Origin of the sequence: Nocardia mikamii NBRC 108933 (assembly GCF_001613505.1) — a bacterium.
Taxonomy (GTDB): domain Bacteria; phylum Actinomycetota; class Actinomycetes; order Mycobacteriales; family Mycobacteriaceae; genus Nocardia; species Nocardia mikamii.
This window is the reverse complement of record NZ_BDCM01000015.1, coordinates 43,992-59,694: the sequence shown is the minus strand read 5'-3', so window position 1 is coordinate 59,694 and position 15,703 is coordinate 43,992. Positions and strand designations below refer to the sequence as shown.

The following is a 15,703-nucleotide window of genomic DNA, read 5'->3' as shown; positions in this document are numbered from 1 at the left end:
AATTAACAAGCACGCAGGCTTGATTTTTTCTGCGCCCGATGTGAACCTGGAACCCGACGCAGCGCAGGTGCTGCGGCAGGCACGTCGCATGAGGAGGCGCCGCGCAGATGACGAGTCTCGGCGCCGACCCGGAGGTCCTCCGGATCGGCAACTGTTCCGGCTTCTACGGCGACCGGTCGAGCGCGATGCGCGAGATGCTCGAGGGCGGGCAACTCGACGTGCTCACCGGTGACTATCTCGCCGAACTGACCATGCTGATTCTCGGCCGGGACCGGATGAAGGATCCGGCCCTCGGCTATGCCAAGACCTTCGTCCGGCAACTCGAGGACTGCCTCGCCCTGGCGCTCGAACGCGGCGTGCGCATCGTCGCGAACGCGGGCGGACTCAATCCGGCGGGATTGGCGCAGCGGGTCGCCGAGGTGGCCGAAAAGCTCGGCCTCACACCGAAGATCGCCTACGTCGAAGGAGACGACCTGCTCCCGCGCGCCCAGCAACTGGGCTTGGGCGCGCCGCTGACCGCCAACGCCTACCTGGGCGCGTGGGGTATCGCCGAGGCGCTGAACGCCGGAGCCGATATCGTCGTCACCGGCCGGGTCACCGACGCCTCCGTGGTCGTGGGGCCAGCGGCAGCCCACTTCGGCTGGGCCCGAGACGATTTCGACGCGCTGGCGGGTGCGGTGGTCGCCGGGCACGTGATCGAATGCGGCACCCAGGCCACCGGCGGCAACTTCGCGTTCTTCACCGAGATCGAGAATCTCGACCGTCCCGGCTTCCCGATCGCCGAGATCCGCCGCGACGGCGGCAGCGTCATCACCAAACACGCGAACACCGGTGGTGCGGTCACCGTCGACACCGTCGAAGCGCAGCTGATGTACGAGATCCAGAGCGCGCGCTACGCCGGACCCGATGTCACCGCCCGCCTCGACAGCATCCGGCTCGCCGCCGACGGTGACGACCGGGTGCTGATCAGCGGCGTGACCGGTGAGGCGCCGCCGCCGCGGTTGAAGGTCTCGCTGAACACCCTCGGCGGCTTCCGCAACGAGATGACCTTCGTGCTGACCGGTCTCGACATCGAGGCCAAAGCCGCACTGGCACAGCGGCAATTGGAGAGCTGGCTGCCGGTGCGCCCGGCGGAACTCGACTGGTCGCTGTCGCGGCTGGACCGTCCCGACGCCGAGACCGAGGAACAGGCCAGCGCCCTGCTGCGCTGCGTGGTCCGCGACCCCGATCCAAATAAGGTGGGACGCGCATTCTCCAGTGTCGCAGTCGAATTGGCGCTGGCCAGCTACCCCGGCTTCACCATGACCACGCCGCCCGGAAACGGTGCGCCCTACGGCGTCTACACCGCGGGCTATGTCGACGCGGCCGAGGTCGCGCACACCGCGGTACTGCCCGATGGAACGCGCGTGCCGATCGCCCCGCCCGCGCAGACCCGGGAGCTGGACGAGGTGGCCGAACCCGAGCTGCCGAAACCGCTTCCGGCGAGTGAAACACGCCGTGTTCCACTAGGTTCCGTCGCGCTTGCCCGCAGCGGCGACAAGGGTGGAAACGCCAATATCGGGGTATGGGTGCGCACCGACGACCAGTGGCGCTGGCTGGTGCACACCCTCACCGTCGACACGCTGCGGGCGCTGCTGCCGGAGACCGCGAAGCTCACCGTCACCCGGCACGTCCTGCCGAACCTGCGAGCGGTCAACTTCATCGTCGAGGACCTGCTCGGCCTCGGCGTCGCCTATCAGGCCCGATTCGATCCGCAAGCCAAGGGACTCGGCGAATGGCTGCGTTCCCGCCACATCGACATACCCGTGGAGTTACTACCGTGAGCAGTGTCTGGCAGACGCCCGAGCGGCGTGAATTACGCACTACCGTCCGCGGTTTCGCCGAGCGCGAGGTGCTGCCCTATCTGGACGAATGGGAGCGTGCCGGTGAGATTCCCCGTGAACTGCACAAGAAGGCCGGTGCGCTCGGGCTGCTCGGCATCCAGTTCCCGGAGGCGGTCGGCGGTGCGGGCGGGGACGGGATCGACGCCGCCATCGTCGCCGAGGAGATGCACTACGCCGGCTGCTCGGGCGGACTGTTCGCCTCCCTGTTCACCTGCGGAATCGCGGTGCCGCACATGGCCGCGTCCGGCAACACGGAACTGATCGAACGCTGGGTGAAGCCCACTCTGGCGGGGGAGAAGATCGGCTCGCTGGCCATCACCGAACCCGGCGGCGGCTCCGACGTCGGCCATCTCACCACCAGCGCCGTGCGCGACGGCGACGACTACGTGGTCAACGGAGCGAAGACCTTCATCACCTCCGGGGTGCGGGCCGACTACGTCGTGACCGCCGTGCGCACGGGTGGCCCCGGCGCATCCGGTGTGTCGCTGCTGCTGGTCGAGAAGGACCGGCCGGGATTCACGGTCAGCCGCAAACTGGAGAAGATGGGCTGGCTGGCCTCCGATACCGCCGAACTGTCCTATGTCGACGTGCGCGTGCCGGTGTCGAATCTGGTGGGCGCCGAGAACTCCGGATTCGCCCAGATCGCACAGGCTTTCGTCAGCGAGCGGGTCTGCCTGGCGGTGCAGGCCTACGGGCATGCGCAGCGCTGCCTGGATCTGACCCTGGGGTGGTGCCGCGACCGCGAGACCTTCGGCCGCCCGCTGATCAGCCGGCAGGCCGTGCAGAACACGCTGTCGGAGATGGCTCGCCGCATCGACGTCGCCCGCGTCTACACCCGGCACGTGGCCGAACGCGCGGCGGACGGGGAAACCGATCTGATCGCCGAGGTGTGCTTCGCCAAGAACACCGCGGTCGAGACCGCGGAATGGGTTGCCCACCAAGCGGTTCAGTTGTTCGGCGGCCTGGGGTACATGCGCGAATCCGAGGTGGAGCGCCACTACCGTGATGTGCGCATCCTCGGCATCGGCGGCGGCACCAACGAAATTCTGACCAGCCTCGCGGCCAAGCGATTGGGGTACCGATCTTGAGCACTCTCCGTACAGCCATCGACCCGAACTCGGCGGACTACCGCACCGCCGCCGACGCCATGACCGAGAAGCTGGCCGAGGTCGAAGCCGAATACGCCAAGAACATCGCGGGCGGCGGCCCGGACAAGATGGCGCGCCACCGTAAGCGCGGCAAGCTCACCGCGCGCGAGCGCATCGAACTGCTCATCGACGAGGACTCGCCTTTCCTGGAGCTGGCGCCGCTGGCGGCCTGGGGCAGCGAATTCCACGTGGGCGCCTCGGTGATCGCCGGCATCGGCATCGTCGAGGGCGTCGAATGCATGATCGTGGCACCCGATCCGACGGTGCGCGGCGGCACGTCGAATCCCTGGACGCTGCGCAAGAACCTGCGCATGAACGACATCGCGCTGGAGAACCGGCTCCCGGTGATCGGCCTGGTGGAATCCGGCGGCGCCGATCTGCCGACGCAGAAGGAGGTGTTCGTCCCGGGTGGACGCATGTTCCGCGACCTCACCCGGCTCTCCGCGGCCGGAATTCCCACCATCGCACTAGTTTTCGGCAACTCCACCGCCGGCGGCGCCTACATTCCCGGCATGTCCGACTACACCGTCATGATCAAGGAACGCTCCAAGGTGTTCCTCGGCGGCCCGCCGCTGGTCAAGATGGCGACCGGTGAGGAGTCCGACGACGAATCGCTCGGCGGCGCCGAGATGCACGCCCGCACCTCCGGTCTGGCCGACTATCTCGCCGCCGACGAACGCGACGCCATCCGGATCGGCCGGTCCATCGTGCGGCGGCTGAACTGGCGCAAGACCGGGCCCGCCCCGCGTCCGCCCGCCGAGGTGATCGAACCGCTCTACGATTGCGAGGAACTGCTCGGCATCGTGCCCACCGATCTGAAGATTCCGTTCGACCCGCGCGAGGTCGTCGCCCGGGTGGTGGACGGCTCCGATTTCGACGAGTTCAAACCGCTCTACGGTTCCAGCCTGGTCACCGGATGGGCGGAGCTGCACGGCTATCCGGTCGGCATCCTCGCCAACGCCCGCGGGGTGTTGTTCTCCGAGGAGGCGCAGAAGGCCGCGCAGTTCATCCAGCTGGCCAACCAGTCGAACACCCCACTGCTGTTCCTGCACAACACCACCGGCTACATGGTCGGTAAGGAATACGAGCAGAAGGGCATCATCAAGCACGGCGCGATGATGATCAACGCCGTCTCCAATTCGAAGGTGCCGCACATCTCGCTGCTGATGGGCGCCTCCTACGGGGCCGGGCACTACGGCATGTGCGGGCGCGCCTACGATCCGCGCTTCGTGTTCGCCTGGCCCAGTGCGAAATCCGCGGTGATGGGCGGTGCGCAGCTGGCGGGCGTGATCTCGATCGTGGGCCGGGCCGCCGCCGAGGCGCGCGGCCAGGCGTTCGACGAGGAAGCCGACAAGGGCATGCGCGCGATGATCGAGGCCCAGATCGAGGCCGAGTCGCTGCCCATGTTCATGTCGGGCCGCCTCTACGACGACGGTGTGATCGACCCCCGCGACACCCGCACGGTATTGGGAATGGCGTTGTCGGCCATCCACAATGCCCCGATCAAGGGCGCCGAGGGCTTCGGCGTCTTCCGGATGTGAGGTCTGAGATGACAGTAGGGCCGATCACGAACGTTCTGGTCGCCAACCGCGGGGAGATCGCCCGGCGCGTGTTCGCGACCTGCCGGCGCATGGGCATCGCCACGACCGCGGTGTATTCCGACGCGGATGCGAACGCACCGCATGTGGCCGAGGCCGATGCGGCGATCCGGCTGCCCGGCAACACACCCGGGGAGACCTATCTGCGCGGCGATCTGATCATCGAGGCCGCCCACGCCGCGGGCGCCGACGCGATTCATCCGGGGTACGGATTCCTTTCCGAGAACGCGGAATTCGCTCGCCAGGTGATCGATGCGGGCTTGGCGTGGGTGGGCCCGCCGGTCGCGGCCATCGAGCAGATGGGTTCGAAGGTCGAATCCAAGAAGATGATGGACGCCGCGGGCGTCCCGGTGCTGGCCGAACTCGATCCGGCCGAGGTCACCGAGGCTCTGCTGCCCGTGCTGATCAAGGCTTCCGCCGGTGGCGGCGGGCGCGGTATGCGGGTGGTGCGCTCGCTGGCGGAGCTCCCGGATCAGCTGGAGGCGGCCCGGCGCGAGGCGGAATCGGCCTTCGGCGATCCGACGGTGTTCTGTGAGCGCTACCTGGAAACCGGCCGCCACATCGAGGTGCAGGTCATGGCCGACACCCATGGCCGGGTCTGGGCGGTGGGCGAGCGTGAATGTTCGATTCAGCGCCGGCATCAGAAGGTGGTCGAGGAAGCGCCGTCGCCGCTGGTCGAGCGGATCGCTCCCATGCGGGAGCGGTTGTTCGAGGCGGCCCGGCTGGCCGCCGAGGCGATCGCCTACGAAGGCGCGGGCACGGTCGAATTTCTCGCCGACGAACAGGGCGATTTCTTCTTCCTGGAGATGAACACCCGCCTGCAGGTGGAGCATCCGGTCACCGAATGCACCACCGGCCTCGATCTGGTCCGGCTGCAACTGCAGGTGGCGCAGGGCTATCGGCTGCCACCGGAGCCGCCGCCGATGCGCGGTCACTCCATCGAGGTGCGGTTGTACGCGGAGGATCCGGCACACGACTGGCAGCCGCAGAGCGGCGCGGTGCATCACATCGAATTCGCTTCGGGTACAGCGGAATTCACCGTCCTGACCGAGCCCGGTCTGCGGCTCGACTCCGGTGTGGTGGACGGTTCGGCGGTCGGGGTGTTCTACGATCCGATGCTGGCCAAGGTCATCTCCTATGCCGACACCCGCGAGGAAGCGGCGCATCTGCTGGCGACGGCGTTGCAGCGGGCCCGCATCCACGGTTTGGTCACCAACCGCGATCTGCTGGTGCGGGTGCTGCGGCATCCGGCCTTCCTCGCCGGTGACACCGATACCGCGTTCTTCGCCACCCACGGACTGGAAAACCTTGCCGCGCCGCTGGTTTCCCCCGGCGACGAGGCGCTGTCCATCGTCGCCGCGGCGCTGGCGGACGCGGCCGCCAACCGAGCGCGGGCGCGCGTCGGCGCGGCGCTGCCCAGCGGCTGGCGCAACCTGCCCTCACAGGCGCAGAGCAAGTCCTATGAGAGCCGGGTGTCGGGGACGCACGAGGTGCGTTACCGCCTCACTCGCTCCGGGCTCGAGGTCGAGGGTCACGAGGGACTCGAACTGATCGAGGCCACACCGGATGTCGTGGTTCTCGGTGTGCCCGGCGAGCGTGGCTCGGTGCGGCGCCGGTTCGAGGTCGCGCGTTACGGCGATCTGGTGGCGGTCGATTCGCCGCTGGGCCCGGTCGCGGTGCGCAGGCTTCCGCGTTTCTCGGACCCGGCCGACCAGGTGGCGGAGGGGTCGTTGCTGGCGCCGATGCCGGGTTCGGTGATCCGGCTGGGTGCCGAGGTCGGCGCCGCCGTCGAGAAGGGGCAGCCGATCCTCTGGCTCGAGGCCATGAAGATGGAGCACACCATCGCCGCGCCGGCGGCCGGTGTGCTGACCGAGCTGAATGTGGTCGCGGGACAACAGGTCGACGTCGGCGCCGTGCTGGCGGTCGTCCACGCCGAAGCCACCGCGGCACCGGCCGAAGCCGCCGCCGAATAGCGGCCCACTACAGGAGAATGTCCATGAGTTTCATCGAAACCGACGAACAGAAGCAGCTGCGGGCGGCCGTCGCCAAGCTCGCCGCGAAGTACAACTACCGCGACTACGTCTCCGCGAAGGCGCGCCGCAACGAGCCGCTGGACGAATTGTGGGACGAGGCGGGCAAACTCGGCTTCCTCGGTGTGAACCTGCCGGAGGAGTACGGCGGCGGAGGCGCCGGAATCTACGAACTGGCGCTGGTGATGGAGGAGTTGGCCGCCCAGGGCGCGGGCCTGCTACTGATGGTGGTCTCGCCCGCGATCTGCGGCACCATCATCACCAAGTACGGGACCGAGGAGCAGAAGCAGTACTGGCTGACCCGGCTGGCCGACGGCTCGTCGAAGATGGTGTTCGGCATCACCGAACCCGACGCCGGCTCCAACTCGCACAACATCACCACCACCGCGCGCCGCGACGGTGGCGACTGGATCCTCAACGGCCGCAAGATCTTCATCTCCGGTGTGGATCAGGCCGAGGCGGTGCTGATCGTCTCGCGCACCGAGGATTCCAAGACCGGCAAGTTGAAGCCGGCGCTGTTCATCGTCCCGACCGACACTCCCGGCTTCGAGAAGAACCGCCAGGAGATGGACATCATCGAACCGGACAACCAGTTCACGCTGTTCCTCGACGATGTGCGCCTGCCCGGCAGCGCGCTGGTGGGCCAGGAGGACGCCGCGATCGCGCAGCTGTTCGCCGGCCTGAATCCCGAGCGCATCATGGGTGCGGCGATGGCGGTCGGCATGGGCCGCTACGCCATCGACCGGGCGGTCGAATACGCCCGGGAACGGCAGGTCTGGAAGACGCCGATCGCGGCGCACCAGGGCATCTCGCATCCGCTGGCCCAGGTGAAGATCGAACTCGAACTGGCCAAGCTGATGATGCAGAAGGCCGCCGTCCTCTACGATTCCGGCGACGACTTCGGTGCCGCGGAGGCCGCCAATATGGCGAAATACGCTGCGGCGGAAGCGAGTATCAAGGCTCTGGATCAGTCCATCCAGACCCACGGCGGTTCTGGCCTGACCGCGGACATCGGTCTGGCGGGCATGCTAGGCGCGGCGCGGATCGCGCGGGTGGCTCCGGTGAGCCGGGAAATGATCCTGAACTTCGTCTCCCAGCACTCGCTGGGGCTGCCGAAGTCGTACTGAGCGGCGACCGGCCGGGGCGCCCCGCGCGGCCCGGCCGGAGGACAGCATCGACGAACCGGATGAGGAGGATGCACACGTGAGCGAAACCACCGGCACCGAGACCACGGGCACCGAAACCGCGGGCACCGAAACCGCGGGTACCGAAACGCCTTTCGTGCGGTACGACCTGCGCGACGGCTTCGCCGTGCTCACGCTGGATTCACCGCACAATCGGAATGCGTTGTCCTCGAAGCTGGTTCGCGAACTTCTCGACGGACTGCGCAAGGGCGGGGCCGACGAACAGGCCCGTGGGGTGATCCTCACTCACAGCGGTAACACGTTCTGCGCCGGCGCGGACCTCAAGGAAGCTCTCGACGCCGATCCGGCCGCGGCCGCCGACATCCGCACCGGATGGATGATCGACGTGCTGCGCGGCATCGTGGAACTGCACAAACCGGTGGTCGCGCAGATCGACGGCAATGTGCGCGCGGGCGGAATGGGTATCGTCGGCGCCTGCGATATCGCGGTCGCCGGACCGTCGAGCAGTTTCGCGCTCACCGAGGCGAGGTTGGGCCTGGCGCCGTTCATGATCTCGCTCACGCTGCTGCCGCGACTGACCTCCCGGGCCGCCGCTCGTTACTACCAGACCGGCGAGACCTTCGACGCGGCCGAGGCCGAGCGCATCGGGTTGATCACCGTCGCCGCCGACGATGCCGCCGCCGAGGTCGCCCGGCTGTGTGGCGAACTGCGCAAGGGGTCCCCGCAGGGGCTGGCCGAAAGTAAGCGGCTGGTGAACGCGTCCCTCGTCGCCGAATTCGATCGCACCGCCGATGAGCTGGCCAAACGCTCGGGCAGTTTCTTCGGCACGCCCGAGGTCATCGAGGGGATGACGGCCTTCTTCCAGCGTCGCCCACCCAGCTGGGCAGAATGAACCGATCATGACCGCATCGCACGAACCCAAGCAGGACCGCAGCCGGGCCACCCGTCAGCGATTGCTCGAGGCGACCATCGACTGTCTGGCCGATATGGGCTGGGCGGCGGCCACTGTCGCGGTCGTCGCCGAACGGGCCGGGGTCTCGCGCGGGGCGGCCCAACATCATTTCCCCACCCGCGAAGATCTGATCACCGCCGCCCTCGAGTACATGTTCGACACCCGGATGGCACAGGCCAAGACCGAGGCGGCGGCCGTGACCGAGGTGGCGCAGGGTGTGGGCCGCACCGAGGCGGTGGTGGCGCAGCTGGTCGAGTCCTATACAACTCCGCTGTTCAAGGCGGCGCTGCAGGTGTGGACCCATGCCGCGGCGGATCCGGTGTTGCGGGAACGCATCGTCCCGCTCGAGGCGCACTTCGGCCGCGTCTCCCATCGCCTGGCCGTCGAGGCGCTCGGCGTCGACGACTCCGATCCGGTCGCCCATCACCTGGTGCAGGCCACCCTGGACATGGCCCGCGGCCTGGGGCTGGCCGACGTCCTGACCGACGACTCGGTGCGCCGCAAGCAGATCGTGCACCAGTGGGCGGTAACCCTGCACATGGGACTGCACACCCCGCACTGACCTCACGCCCGCTGGTGGGAACAGCGCTGATGGGAAGGCCGCTGGGCTGCGCTAGCGTAATCGGACATATTCATCAGATATCGAGCGAGGGGAAATCGATCATGGATTCGGGTTCTGCGGCAGCTCTGGAAGGTATCCGGCAGGGGTATCTCAACGGCGATCCGGTGGCGACCGCGCTGTTCATCCCACTGTTCTTCATCGCCGGAATCTTCGGCCTCATCCAGGGGCGGCCTTTCTGAGACCGCGAATGTGAGCACCCGATTTGGTGCCGTCGCCCGGGACCGATAAGCTGACCGGGCTCCGGTTGCCGGAGCGCAGTTCTCGGCCCCGTCGTCTAGCGGCCTAGGACGCCGCCCTCTCAAGGCGGTAGCGCGGGTTCAAATCCCGTCGGGGCTACGACAACGGCAATGCCCGCCCTCTTCGGGGCGGGCATTGCCGTTTCGGTCACCGCGTTTCCGTCGAGGCCGGTGCCGTCGCGATGTCCTCGACGCCGCTGCCGGCGACCGCGTTGCGAAAGACCCAGCGCAGCCCCACGAATCGGGTCAGTGTCGCCACCAGATTCGCGACCACCAGCACCAGCAGTTCCACGTGCACGGACGCGTCCGGCGCCCACCGGTGCAGCGCGAACAGCGAACCACTGGTCAGCAGCCAGGCGAAGGTGAAGATCAGCAAACCCTGGAAGTGATGGGAGACCGCGTTGCCCGAGCCGCGCACGCCGAAGGTGAAGGCGCGGTTCGCCGCGGTGTTGGCGACCGCGGTGATCAGCAGGGCGGCGAAGTTCGCGGGTTGGGCGCCGACCACCGACTGCAACATCACATACAGGAGCATGTAGGCCAGCGTGGAGAGCGCACCGATGATGCCGAAGCGCACCAGCTGCCCGACCATGCCCAGCGGCACCCCGTCCACCAGTGGTTCCCGTCCGACGGCGGCGCGCAGTTCGTTGATCGGCAGGGCGCCGGTGGCCAGCCCGCGGCCCACCCGCCACACGCCGAGCAGATCCTTGCGGGCGGTGTCGATGATGTCCACGCGGCTGTCCGGATCGTCGATCCAGTCCACCGGCACCTCGTGGATGCGCAGTCCGGCACGTTCGGCGATCACCAGCAGTTCGGTGTCGAAGAACCATTCCCCGTCCTGGACCAGCGGCAGGATCCGGCGCGCCACATCGGTGCGCATCGCCTTGAAGCCGCACTGGGCGTCGGAGAACCGGGCCTGCAGCGAGGCCCGCAGGATCAGGTTGTAGCAGCGGGAGATGATCTCGCGCTTGGGGCCGCGCACCACGCGCGAGGATTTCGCCAGCCGGGTGCCGATCGCCAGATCGGAATGTCCGGAGACCAGCGGGGCCACCAGCGGCAGCAGGGCGTTGAGGTCGGTGGACAGGTCGACGTCCATATACGCGACGACCTGTGCGTCGGAGGCCTCCCACACCGCGCGCAGCGCGCGTCCGCGGCCCTTGCGGTCGAGGTGGACGACCTCGACCTCGGGCAGCTCCCCGGCGAGTTCGTGCGCCACGGCGAGCGTGGAGTCCGTGGATGCGTTGTCCGCCACCGTGATTCGAGTCGAGAACGGGAAACCGTCACGCAGGAACGCGTGCAGCCGGCGGACACATCCGGCGAGATCGCGCTCCTCGTTGTACACAGGAACCACGACCTCGAGCACCGGTGTGCGCGCCGAGTCGGGGGTGGTGGCCGCCTGGAACGCCATCGCTGTCTCGGTCATGATCCCAATTTCGGGTATCAGCCTTGGGCAGCGCTGCGCCCGGCCTGTGAGCTTCCTGGGAGCGCGCCGATTCGTCCGGACCTGGTCGGGTACCGAATTCAGTTCTCGCGCAGCCGCCACAGCGGCGACACCGGGCCGTGGCCGGCGCCGAGGTCGTAGGCATCCTTCAGACAGCGCGTGGTCCACTCCTTGGCGAAGGCCACCGCCTCGGGCACCTGGTAGCCGTGTGCCAGGGCGCAGGCGGAGGCGGCGGCCAGGGTGTCGCCGCCGCCGTGATCGTTGCCGGTCGTGATGCGGGGTGCGGTGAGTTCGTGGAAGCGGTCGCCGTCGAACAGCAGATCGGTGCTGAATTCGGAGGAGCGCAGATGGCCGCCCTTGACGACGGCCCAGCGCGGGCCGAGGGCGATCAGCGCCTCGGCGGCCTTGCGGGCACTGCGGTCGTCGGTGACGACGACTCCGGTGAGCAGCCGCACCTCGTCCAGATTCGGGGTCACCAGCGTGGCGCGCGGAATGAGCACCGAGCGCAGCGCGTCCAGGGCTTCCGCGTGCAGCAGCGGGTCGCCGTGCATGGAGGCCGCCACCGGGTCGACCACCAGTGGCGCCGTGCCGTCGCGTCCGATACCGACCTCGTCGCAGACCCGGGCCACCGCTTCGATGATCGCGGTCGAGGCCAGCATGCCGGTCTTGGCCGCCGCGACCCCGATATCGCCGGTCACCACGCGGACCTGATCGGCGACGGTCTGCGGCGGAATCTCGTGAAAACCGCTGACGCCGACCGAGTTCTGCACCGTCACCGCGGCCACGGCCACGCACGCGTGGACACCGAGCAACGCCATGGTCCGCGAATCGGCCTGGATACCCGCTCCACCTCCGGAGTCGGTTCCGGCGATGGTCAGCACCCGGACCGGGGTCGCGCCCGGTTCCGGCAACGGCAGCAATTTCACGAATCAGACCCTACGACGCACCCGGATCGGACGCGCACCGCGTACGGTCGAGATATCAGGATCATTCAGTTCCTGCAAACAAAGGACCTTATGTCCGACAAATCTCCGCGCAGCACGATGTCCAAGAAGTCCGGAAAGTCGCTCAAGGAGAAGCGAGCGGAGAAGAAGGCCAAGGGTGTCACCCAGTCGGGTGTCGAGACCACTTTCGAAGGGAAGAAGCACCGGTAGGCCCGCGCTGAGCAGTCCGGTGCGACTGCTCAGCAGCCCGGGACTCATCCCACCAGTGCGAAGAACCGCCGAATATCGCCGACCAGTACCGCGGGCGCCTCGTGCGCGGCATAGTGGCCGGCCGCGTCGTTCGGCCCACCGGTCACCGACCCCGCATCGTAGGAATTCCAGCTGACGATGTTCTTGTGATCGCGCTCGGCGAAGCGGCGGATCGACCGGAAATCTCCGGCGAACATGGCCAATGCGGTCGGGGTGGTGGTCGGCTCGCTCGGCCGCCCGGCGGCGTGGGCGTTCTCGTAATAGAACCGGATCGCGGAACCCGCGGTGCCGGTGAGCCAATACAGCGCGATATTGCCGATCACGAATTCCGGGTCGAGGCCTTCGCCGAAAAGCTGTGCGTTCCAGCCCAACAGGCCCAGCGGTGAGTCACTGAGGGCGTAGGCCAGCGTCTGCGGTTGCTGGCTGCAGAGGATGTTGAACGCCATCTTGTTGTCCTGGAACCACTGCAGGTGCGCCAGCGCCCCCATATCGTCCTCGGACAGTCCCTCGAATTCGGCCGGATCGCCGGTGGGGAAGGAGAACAATTGCGTCACGTGGACTCCCACGACGCGATCCCCGGCCAGCCGGCCGATCTCCGGGGAGATCATCGACCCGCCGTCGTTGCCGATCGCGCCGAAGCGCTGGTAACCGAGCCGGTCCATCAACTCCACCCAGGCGCGGGCGGTGCGCTGGGTGTCCCAGCCGGTACTGCGGGTGGGGCCGGAGAATCCGAAGCCGGGCAGCGAGGGCAGGACCACGTGAAAGGCCGGATCCGCGGGTGATTCCGGCTCGGTCAGCGCCTCGATCACATCCAGATACTCCAGCACCGAGCCGGGCCAGCCGTGGGTGAGGATCACCGGCAGCGCATCGGGCCGCGAGGAGCGGACGTGCAGGAAGTGAATGTCCTCGCCGTCGATTTCCGCGCGGAACTGTGGATACGCATTGAGTCGCGCTTCCGTTGCCCGCCAGTCGAATTCGTTCAGCCAGTACTCGGCCAGCGCGCGCACCCGATCGCCCGGTACGCCGTAGGCGTCGCCGACGCCGGGCAGCTCGTCCGGCCACAGCGCGCGGCGCAGCCGATCGGCGAGGTCGTCGAGGCGGTCCTGCGGGATGTCGATGTGGAACGGGCGGATGGTCATGATCGTCTCCCTTGTGGAACGGAATGTTTCGTTCTGTTAGAACCGTATCAGAACGGATCCTTCCGTTTCAAGTGCTAGGCTGAAACCATGCCGAAATCAGCCGACGCCCCAGCTCACCAGGCGCTTCCCGGCCGCAAGGCGCAGGCCGCGCGCAACGACGGGATCATCCTCGATGCCGCTCGCGCGGTCTTCCTCGCCGATGCGACCGCCCCGATCTCGGCCGTCGCCGAACGAGCCGGCGTGGGGATCAGCGCGCTGTATCGCCGCTATCCGAGTAAGGAGGCGCTGCTGCGCACGCTCTGCTACCAGGGTTTGTGCCGCTACAACGCCGAGGCCGAGGCCGCGCTCGAGTCGGCGTCCGACGCCGGCGTGCTCGCCGAATTCCTGCGCCGGGTGGTCGACGCCGATGTGCATTCGCTGACCGTGCGACTGGCCGGCACGTTCACCCCGGACGAATCGTTCGCGCCTCAGGTGCGGCGCTCCGCGGAGCTGAACGAGGAAATCCTGCGCCGGGCACAGGTTTCCGGCGCCGTCCGCGACGGCGTGACGATCGCCGACCTCAGCCTGGTCCTGGAGGCCTGCGCCGCGATCATCCTCCCCGATGCCACTCGCACCGCACAGCTGCGTCACCGCATACTCGCTCTACTGCTCGACGGACTGCGCACCTCCGGCGAACTCCCCGGCCCCGCACCGCAACCCGATGATTTCGTCGCCCGCTGGCAACCCCGGAAGTAGCGGCGACGTCACGGCTTGCTGTCGCCGGAGTGGCCTGGGTGCGCCTGGTGATCGGCCGCTGGGGGATCACCGGTCGGCCGAAGCGGGGCCGACCCAGGCGCGGAGTGCGGTGTGCAGCCCCTCGGTGGTGGAAGTGCTTGCGGCCCAAGCGATATACCCGTCCGGCCGGATGAGGGTGTACACCGGCGCCGGAACCGGGCCGAATCCGGGGATGATCCATTCGGTGGCCGGATCCGTGGCGCACACGATGTCCACCCGATCCTTCCGATCGCTGATATCGGGAATCTCGGCCGCGTTGCGCACCAGCAGAATCGGACGTCCCGAACGCATCAGCTCGTGCACGCGGGTGGGCCCGTCGGTGGTCGCGATATCGGCATCCGGCACGCGTCGGCCGCACAGCGGATGCTCGTCCCCGCAGTCGTAGCGGATGTCCAGGGCGGTGATCATGAGGCCGAGGCGGTGGCGCACCTCGTCGATGTCGAAAAGGTCGGACATGCTGTCGCGCAACGCGTCCACGTGCGCACCGGGCCGTGACAGCGCCGTCTGGGCGCGCGTGTTCCGCAGTACACGCGTGGCGATCGGATGGCGTTCGGATTCGTAGGTGTCCAGCAGTGCGTCGGAGGCGTCGCCGCGCAGCACGGCCGCGATCTTCCAGCCCAGATTGACCGCATCCTGCAGCCCCAGATTCTGGCCCTGGCCCCCGGCCGGGAAATGGATGTGCGCGGCGTCGCCCGCCAGGAACACCCGGCCGACGCGGTAGCGATCGGCCTGCCGGGCGGCATCGCCGTAGTGGGTGACCCACCGCGGGCTGTGCATGCCGAAATCGGTGCCCGCGAGTTCGGTGAACGCGCCGCGGAATTCGTCGAAGGTCAATGCGCTGCCACGTTCGCGCACCCGGTCGTGGCACTGGGCGATCAACCGGTACCACCCGGGCTCGAACTGGATCACCGAATAGTCGCCGGTCGCGCCGCGGGCGCCGAAGAACAGCTCGGCGGGCGGAGCGGCGAGTTCGACGTCGGCGATCATTCCCGTCACCGTCGCGTCCGTGCCGTCGAAGCCGATGCCCGCGAGCTTGCGCACCGAACTGCGCCCGCCGTCGCAGCCGACCAGGTAGGCGGCGCGGATCCGGCGGGGACGACTCCCGCCGACCTCGACCTCCACCCCGGAATCGTCCTGGCGAAATCCGGTGACGGGCGAATCCCACTGCACGGGCGCGCCGGCCGCCGTCGCGTGGCGGTCCAATTCGCGCTCGATCACCGACTGCAACACCGCCAGGGTGTAGGGGAAGCGGGTGTGGAAATCGCCGAAGTCGAGCGGGAGTCCGCCGAAATGGCCACGCGGCAGTGTGCGCCCCTGTCGCAGGAGGTCGTCGAGCAGACCGCGCTGATCGAGAATCTCCATGGTGCGCGCGTGGATACCTCCGGCCCGGGATTCACCGGTGCGCGCCGGCAGCGCGTCCAGTACCTCCACGGCGACCCCGGCCAGCCGCAATTCGTACGCCAGCATCAACCCGGTAGGCCCGCCACCTGCGACGACTACATCCGTTGTCTGCACGACCCGCTCCTTAACATTGTTAAACCCTTA

General features: G+C 68.0%; 14 protein-coding genes and 1 tRNA gene. 11 read left to right on the top strand and 4 right to left on the bottom strand.

Going from position 1 to position 15,703, the window contains the following annotated elements:
* Window positions 1-107: 107 nt before the first annotated feature.
* From NMI01S_RS25060 to NMI01S_RS25025, 9 genes are all read left to right on the top strand, one after another.
* Entirely contained in the window at window positions 108-1,823 is a 1,716-nt protein-coding gene (locus NMI01S_RS25060) for an acyclic terpene utilization AtuA family protein (RefSeq protein ID WP_063001170.1), read from the top strand.
* Complete coding sequence (locus tag NMI01S_RS25055; protein ID WP_245717013.1) at window positions 1,820-2,971, top strand: acyl-CoA dehydrogenase family protein; 1,152 nt, start codon at window positions 1,820-1,822, stop codon at window positions 2,969-2,971. The genes NMI01S_RS25060 and NMI01S_RS25055 overlap by 4 nt, the downstream gene beginning before the upstream one ends.
* Window positions 2,968-4,572, top strand: coding sequence for an acyl-CoA carboxylase subunit beta (locus NMI01S_RS25050; protein WP_063001168.1), 1,605 nt, complete (start codon window positions 2,968-2,970; stop codon window positions 4,570-4,572). The genes NMI01S_RS25055 and NMI01S_RS25050 overlap by 4 nt, the downstream gene beginning before the upstream one ends.
* An 8-nt stretch (window positions 4,573-4,580) precedes the next feature.
* Window positions 4,581-6,602, top strand: coding sequence for an acetyl/propionyl/methylcrotonyl-CoA carboxylase subunit alpha (locus NMI01S_RS25045; protein WP_063001167.1), 2,022 nt, complete (start codon window positions 4,581-4,583; stop codon window positions 6,600-6,602).
* 23 nt (window positions 6,603-6,625) lie between these two features.
* A complete protein-coding gene (locus tag NMI01S_RS25040; RefSeq protein WP_063001166.1) occupies window positions 6,626-7,786 on the top strand; it encodes an acyl-CoA dehydrogenase family protein in 1,161 nt (386 codons plus the stop codon).
* Window positions 7,787-7,940: 154 nt separating this feature from the next.
* Window positions 7,941-8,696: an enoyl-CoA hydratase family protein gene (locus NMI01S_RS25035; RefSeq protein WP_063001296.1), complete on the top strand. Its 756-nt coding sequence runs from the start codon at window positions 7,941-7,943 to the stop codon at window positions 8,694-8,696.
* 7 nt (window positions 8,697-8,703) lie between these two features.
* The gene (locus tag NMI01S_RS25030; protein WP_063001165.1) at window positions 8,704-9,318 is read left to right on the top strand and encodes a TetR/AcrR family transcriptional regulator; all 615 of its coding nucleotides are present in this window, start codon (window positions 8,704-8,706) and stop codon (window positions 9,316-9,318) included.
* A gap of 101 nt (window positions 9,319-9,419) precedes the next feature.
* Entirely contained in the window at window positions 9,420-9,557 is a 138-nt protein-coding gene (locus NMI01S_RS35410; RefSeq protein WP_157104452.1) for a hypothetical protein, read from the top strand.
* A gap of 84 nt (window positions 9,558-9,641) precedes the next feature.
* Window positions 9,642-9,714 (top strand) — tRNA-Glu (locus NMI01S_RS25025).
* Between the two features lie 48 nt (window positions 9,715-9,762).
* Here the strand turns inward: NMI01S_RS25025 and NMI01S_RS25020 are convergent.
* Both NMI01S_RS25020 and thiD read right to left on the bottom strand, forming a co-directional pair.
* Entirely contained in the window at window positions 9,763-11,019 is a 1,257-nt protein-coding gene (locus tag NMI01S_RS25020; RefSeq protein WP_245717023.1) for a bifunctional glycosyltransferase family 2/GtrA family protein, read from the bottom strand.
* Between the two features lie 113 nt (window positions 11,020-11,132).
* On the bottom strand, window positions 11,133-11,978 hold the full coding sequence (gene thiD / locus NMI01S_RS25015; protein WP_063001163.1) for a bifunctional hydroxymethylpyrimidine kinase/phosphomethylpyrimidine kinase: 846 nt from the start codon (window positions 11,976-11,978) through the stop codon (window positions 11,133-11,135).
* A gap of 90 nt (window positions 11,979-12,068) precedes the next feature.
* Here thiD and NMI01S_RS35405 point away from each other — a divergent pair, with 90 nt between their 5' ends.
* Window positions 12,069-12,206 carry a hypothetical protein gene (locus tag NMI01S_RS35405; protein WP_167669933.1) on the top strand — a complete coding sequence of 46 codons (138 nt, stop codon included), beginning with the start codon at window positions 12,069-12,071 and terminating at the stop codon, window positions 12,204-12,206.
* A gap of 44 nt (window positions 12,207-12,250) precedes the next feature.
* On the opposite strand, the gene NMI01S_RS25010 is transcribed toward NMI01S_RS35405, so the two are convergent.
* Window positions 12,251-13,384: an epoxide hydrolase family protein gene (locus NMI01S_RS25010; protein WP_063001157.1), complete on the bottom strand. Its 1,134-nt coding sequence runs from the start codon at window positions 13,382-13,384 to the stop codon at window positions 12,251-12,253.
* An 87-nt stretch (window positions 13,385-13,471) separates the two neighbouring features.
* Between NMI01S_RS25010 and NMI01S_RS25005 the strand changes: the two genes are divergently transcribed.
* Complete coding sequence (locus NMI01S_RS25005; protein ID WP_063001155.1) at window positions 13,472-14,119, top strand: TetR/AcrR family transcriptional regulator; 648 nt, start codon at window positions 13,472-13,474, stop codon at window positions 14,117-14,119.
* Between the two features lie 66 nt (window positions 14,120-14,185).
* Here the strand turns inward: NMI01S_RS25005 and NMI01S_RS25000 are convergent, their stop codons facing one another.
* Complete coding sequence (locus tag NMI01S_RS25000) at window positions 14,186-15,673, bottom strand: FAD-dependent monooxygenase (RefSeq protein ID WP_063001153.1); 1,488 nt, start codon at window positions 15,671-15,673, stop codon at window positions 14,186-14,188.
* Between the last annotated feature and the right edge of the window lie 30 nt (window positions 15,674-15,703).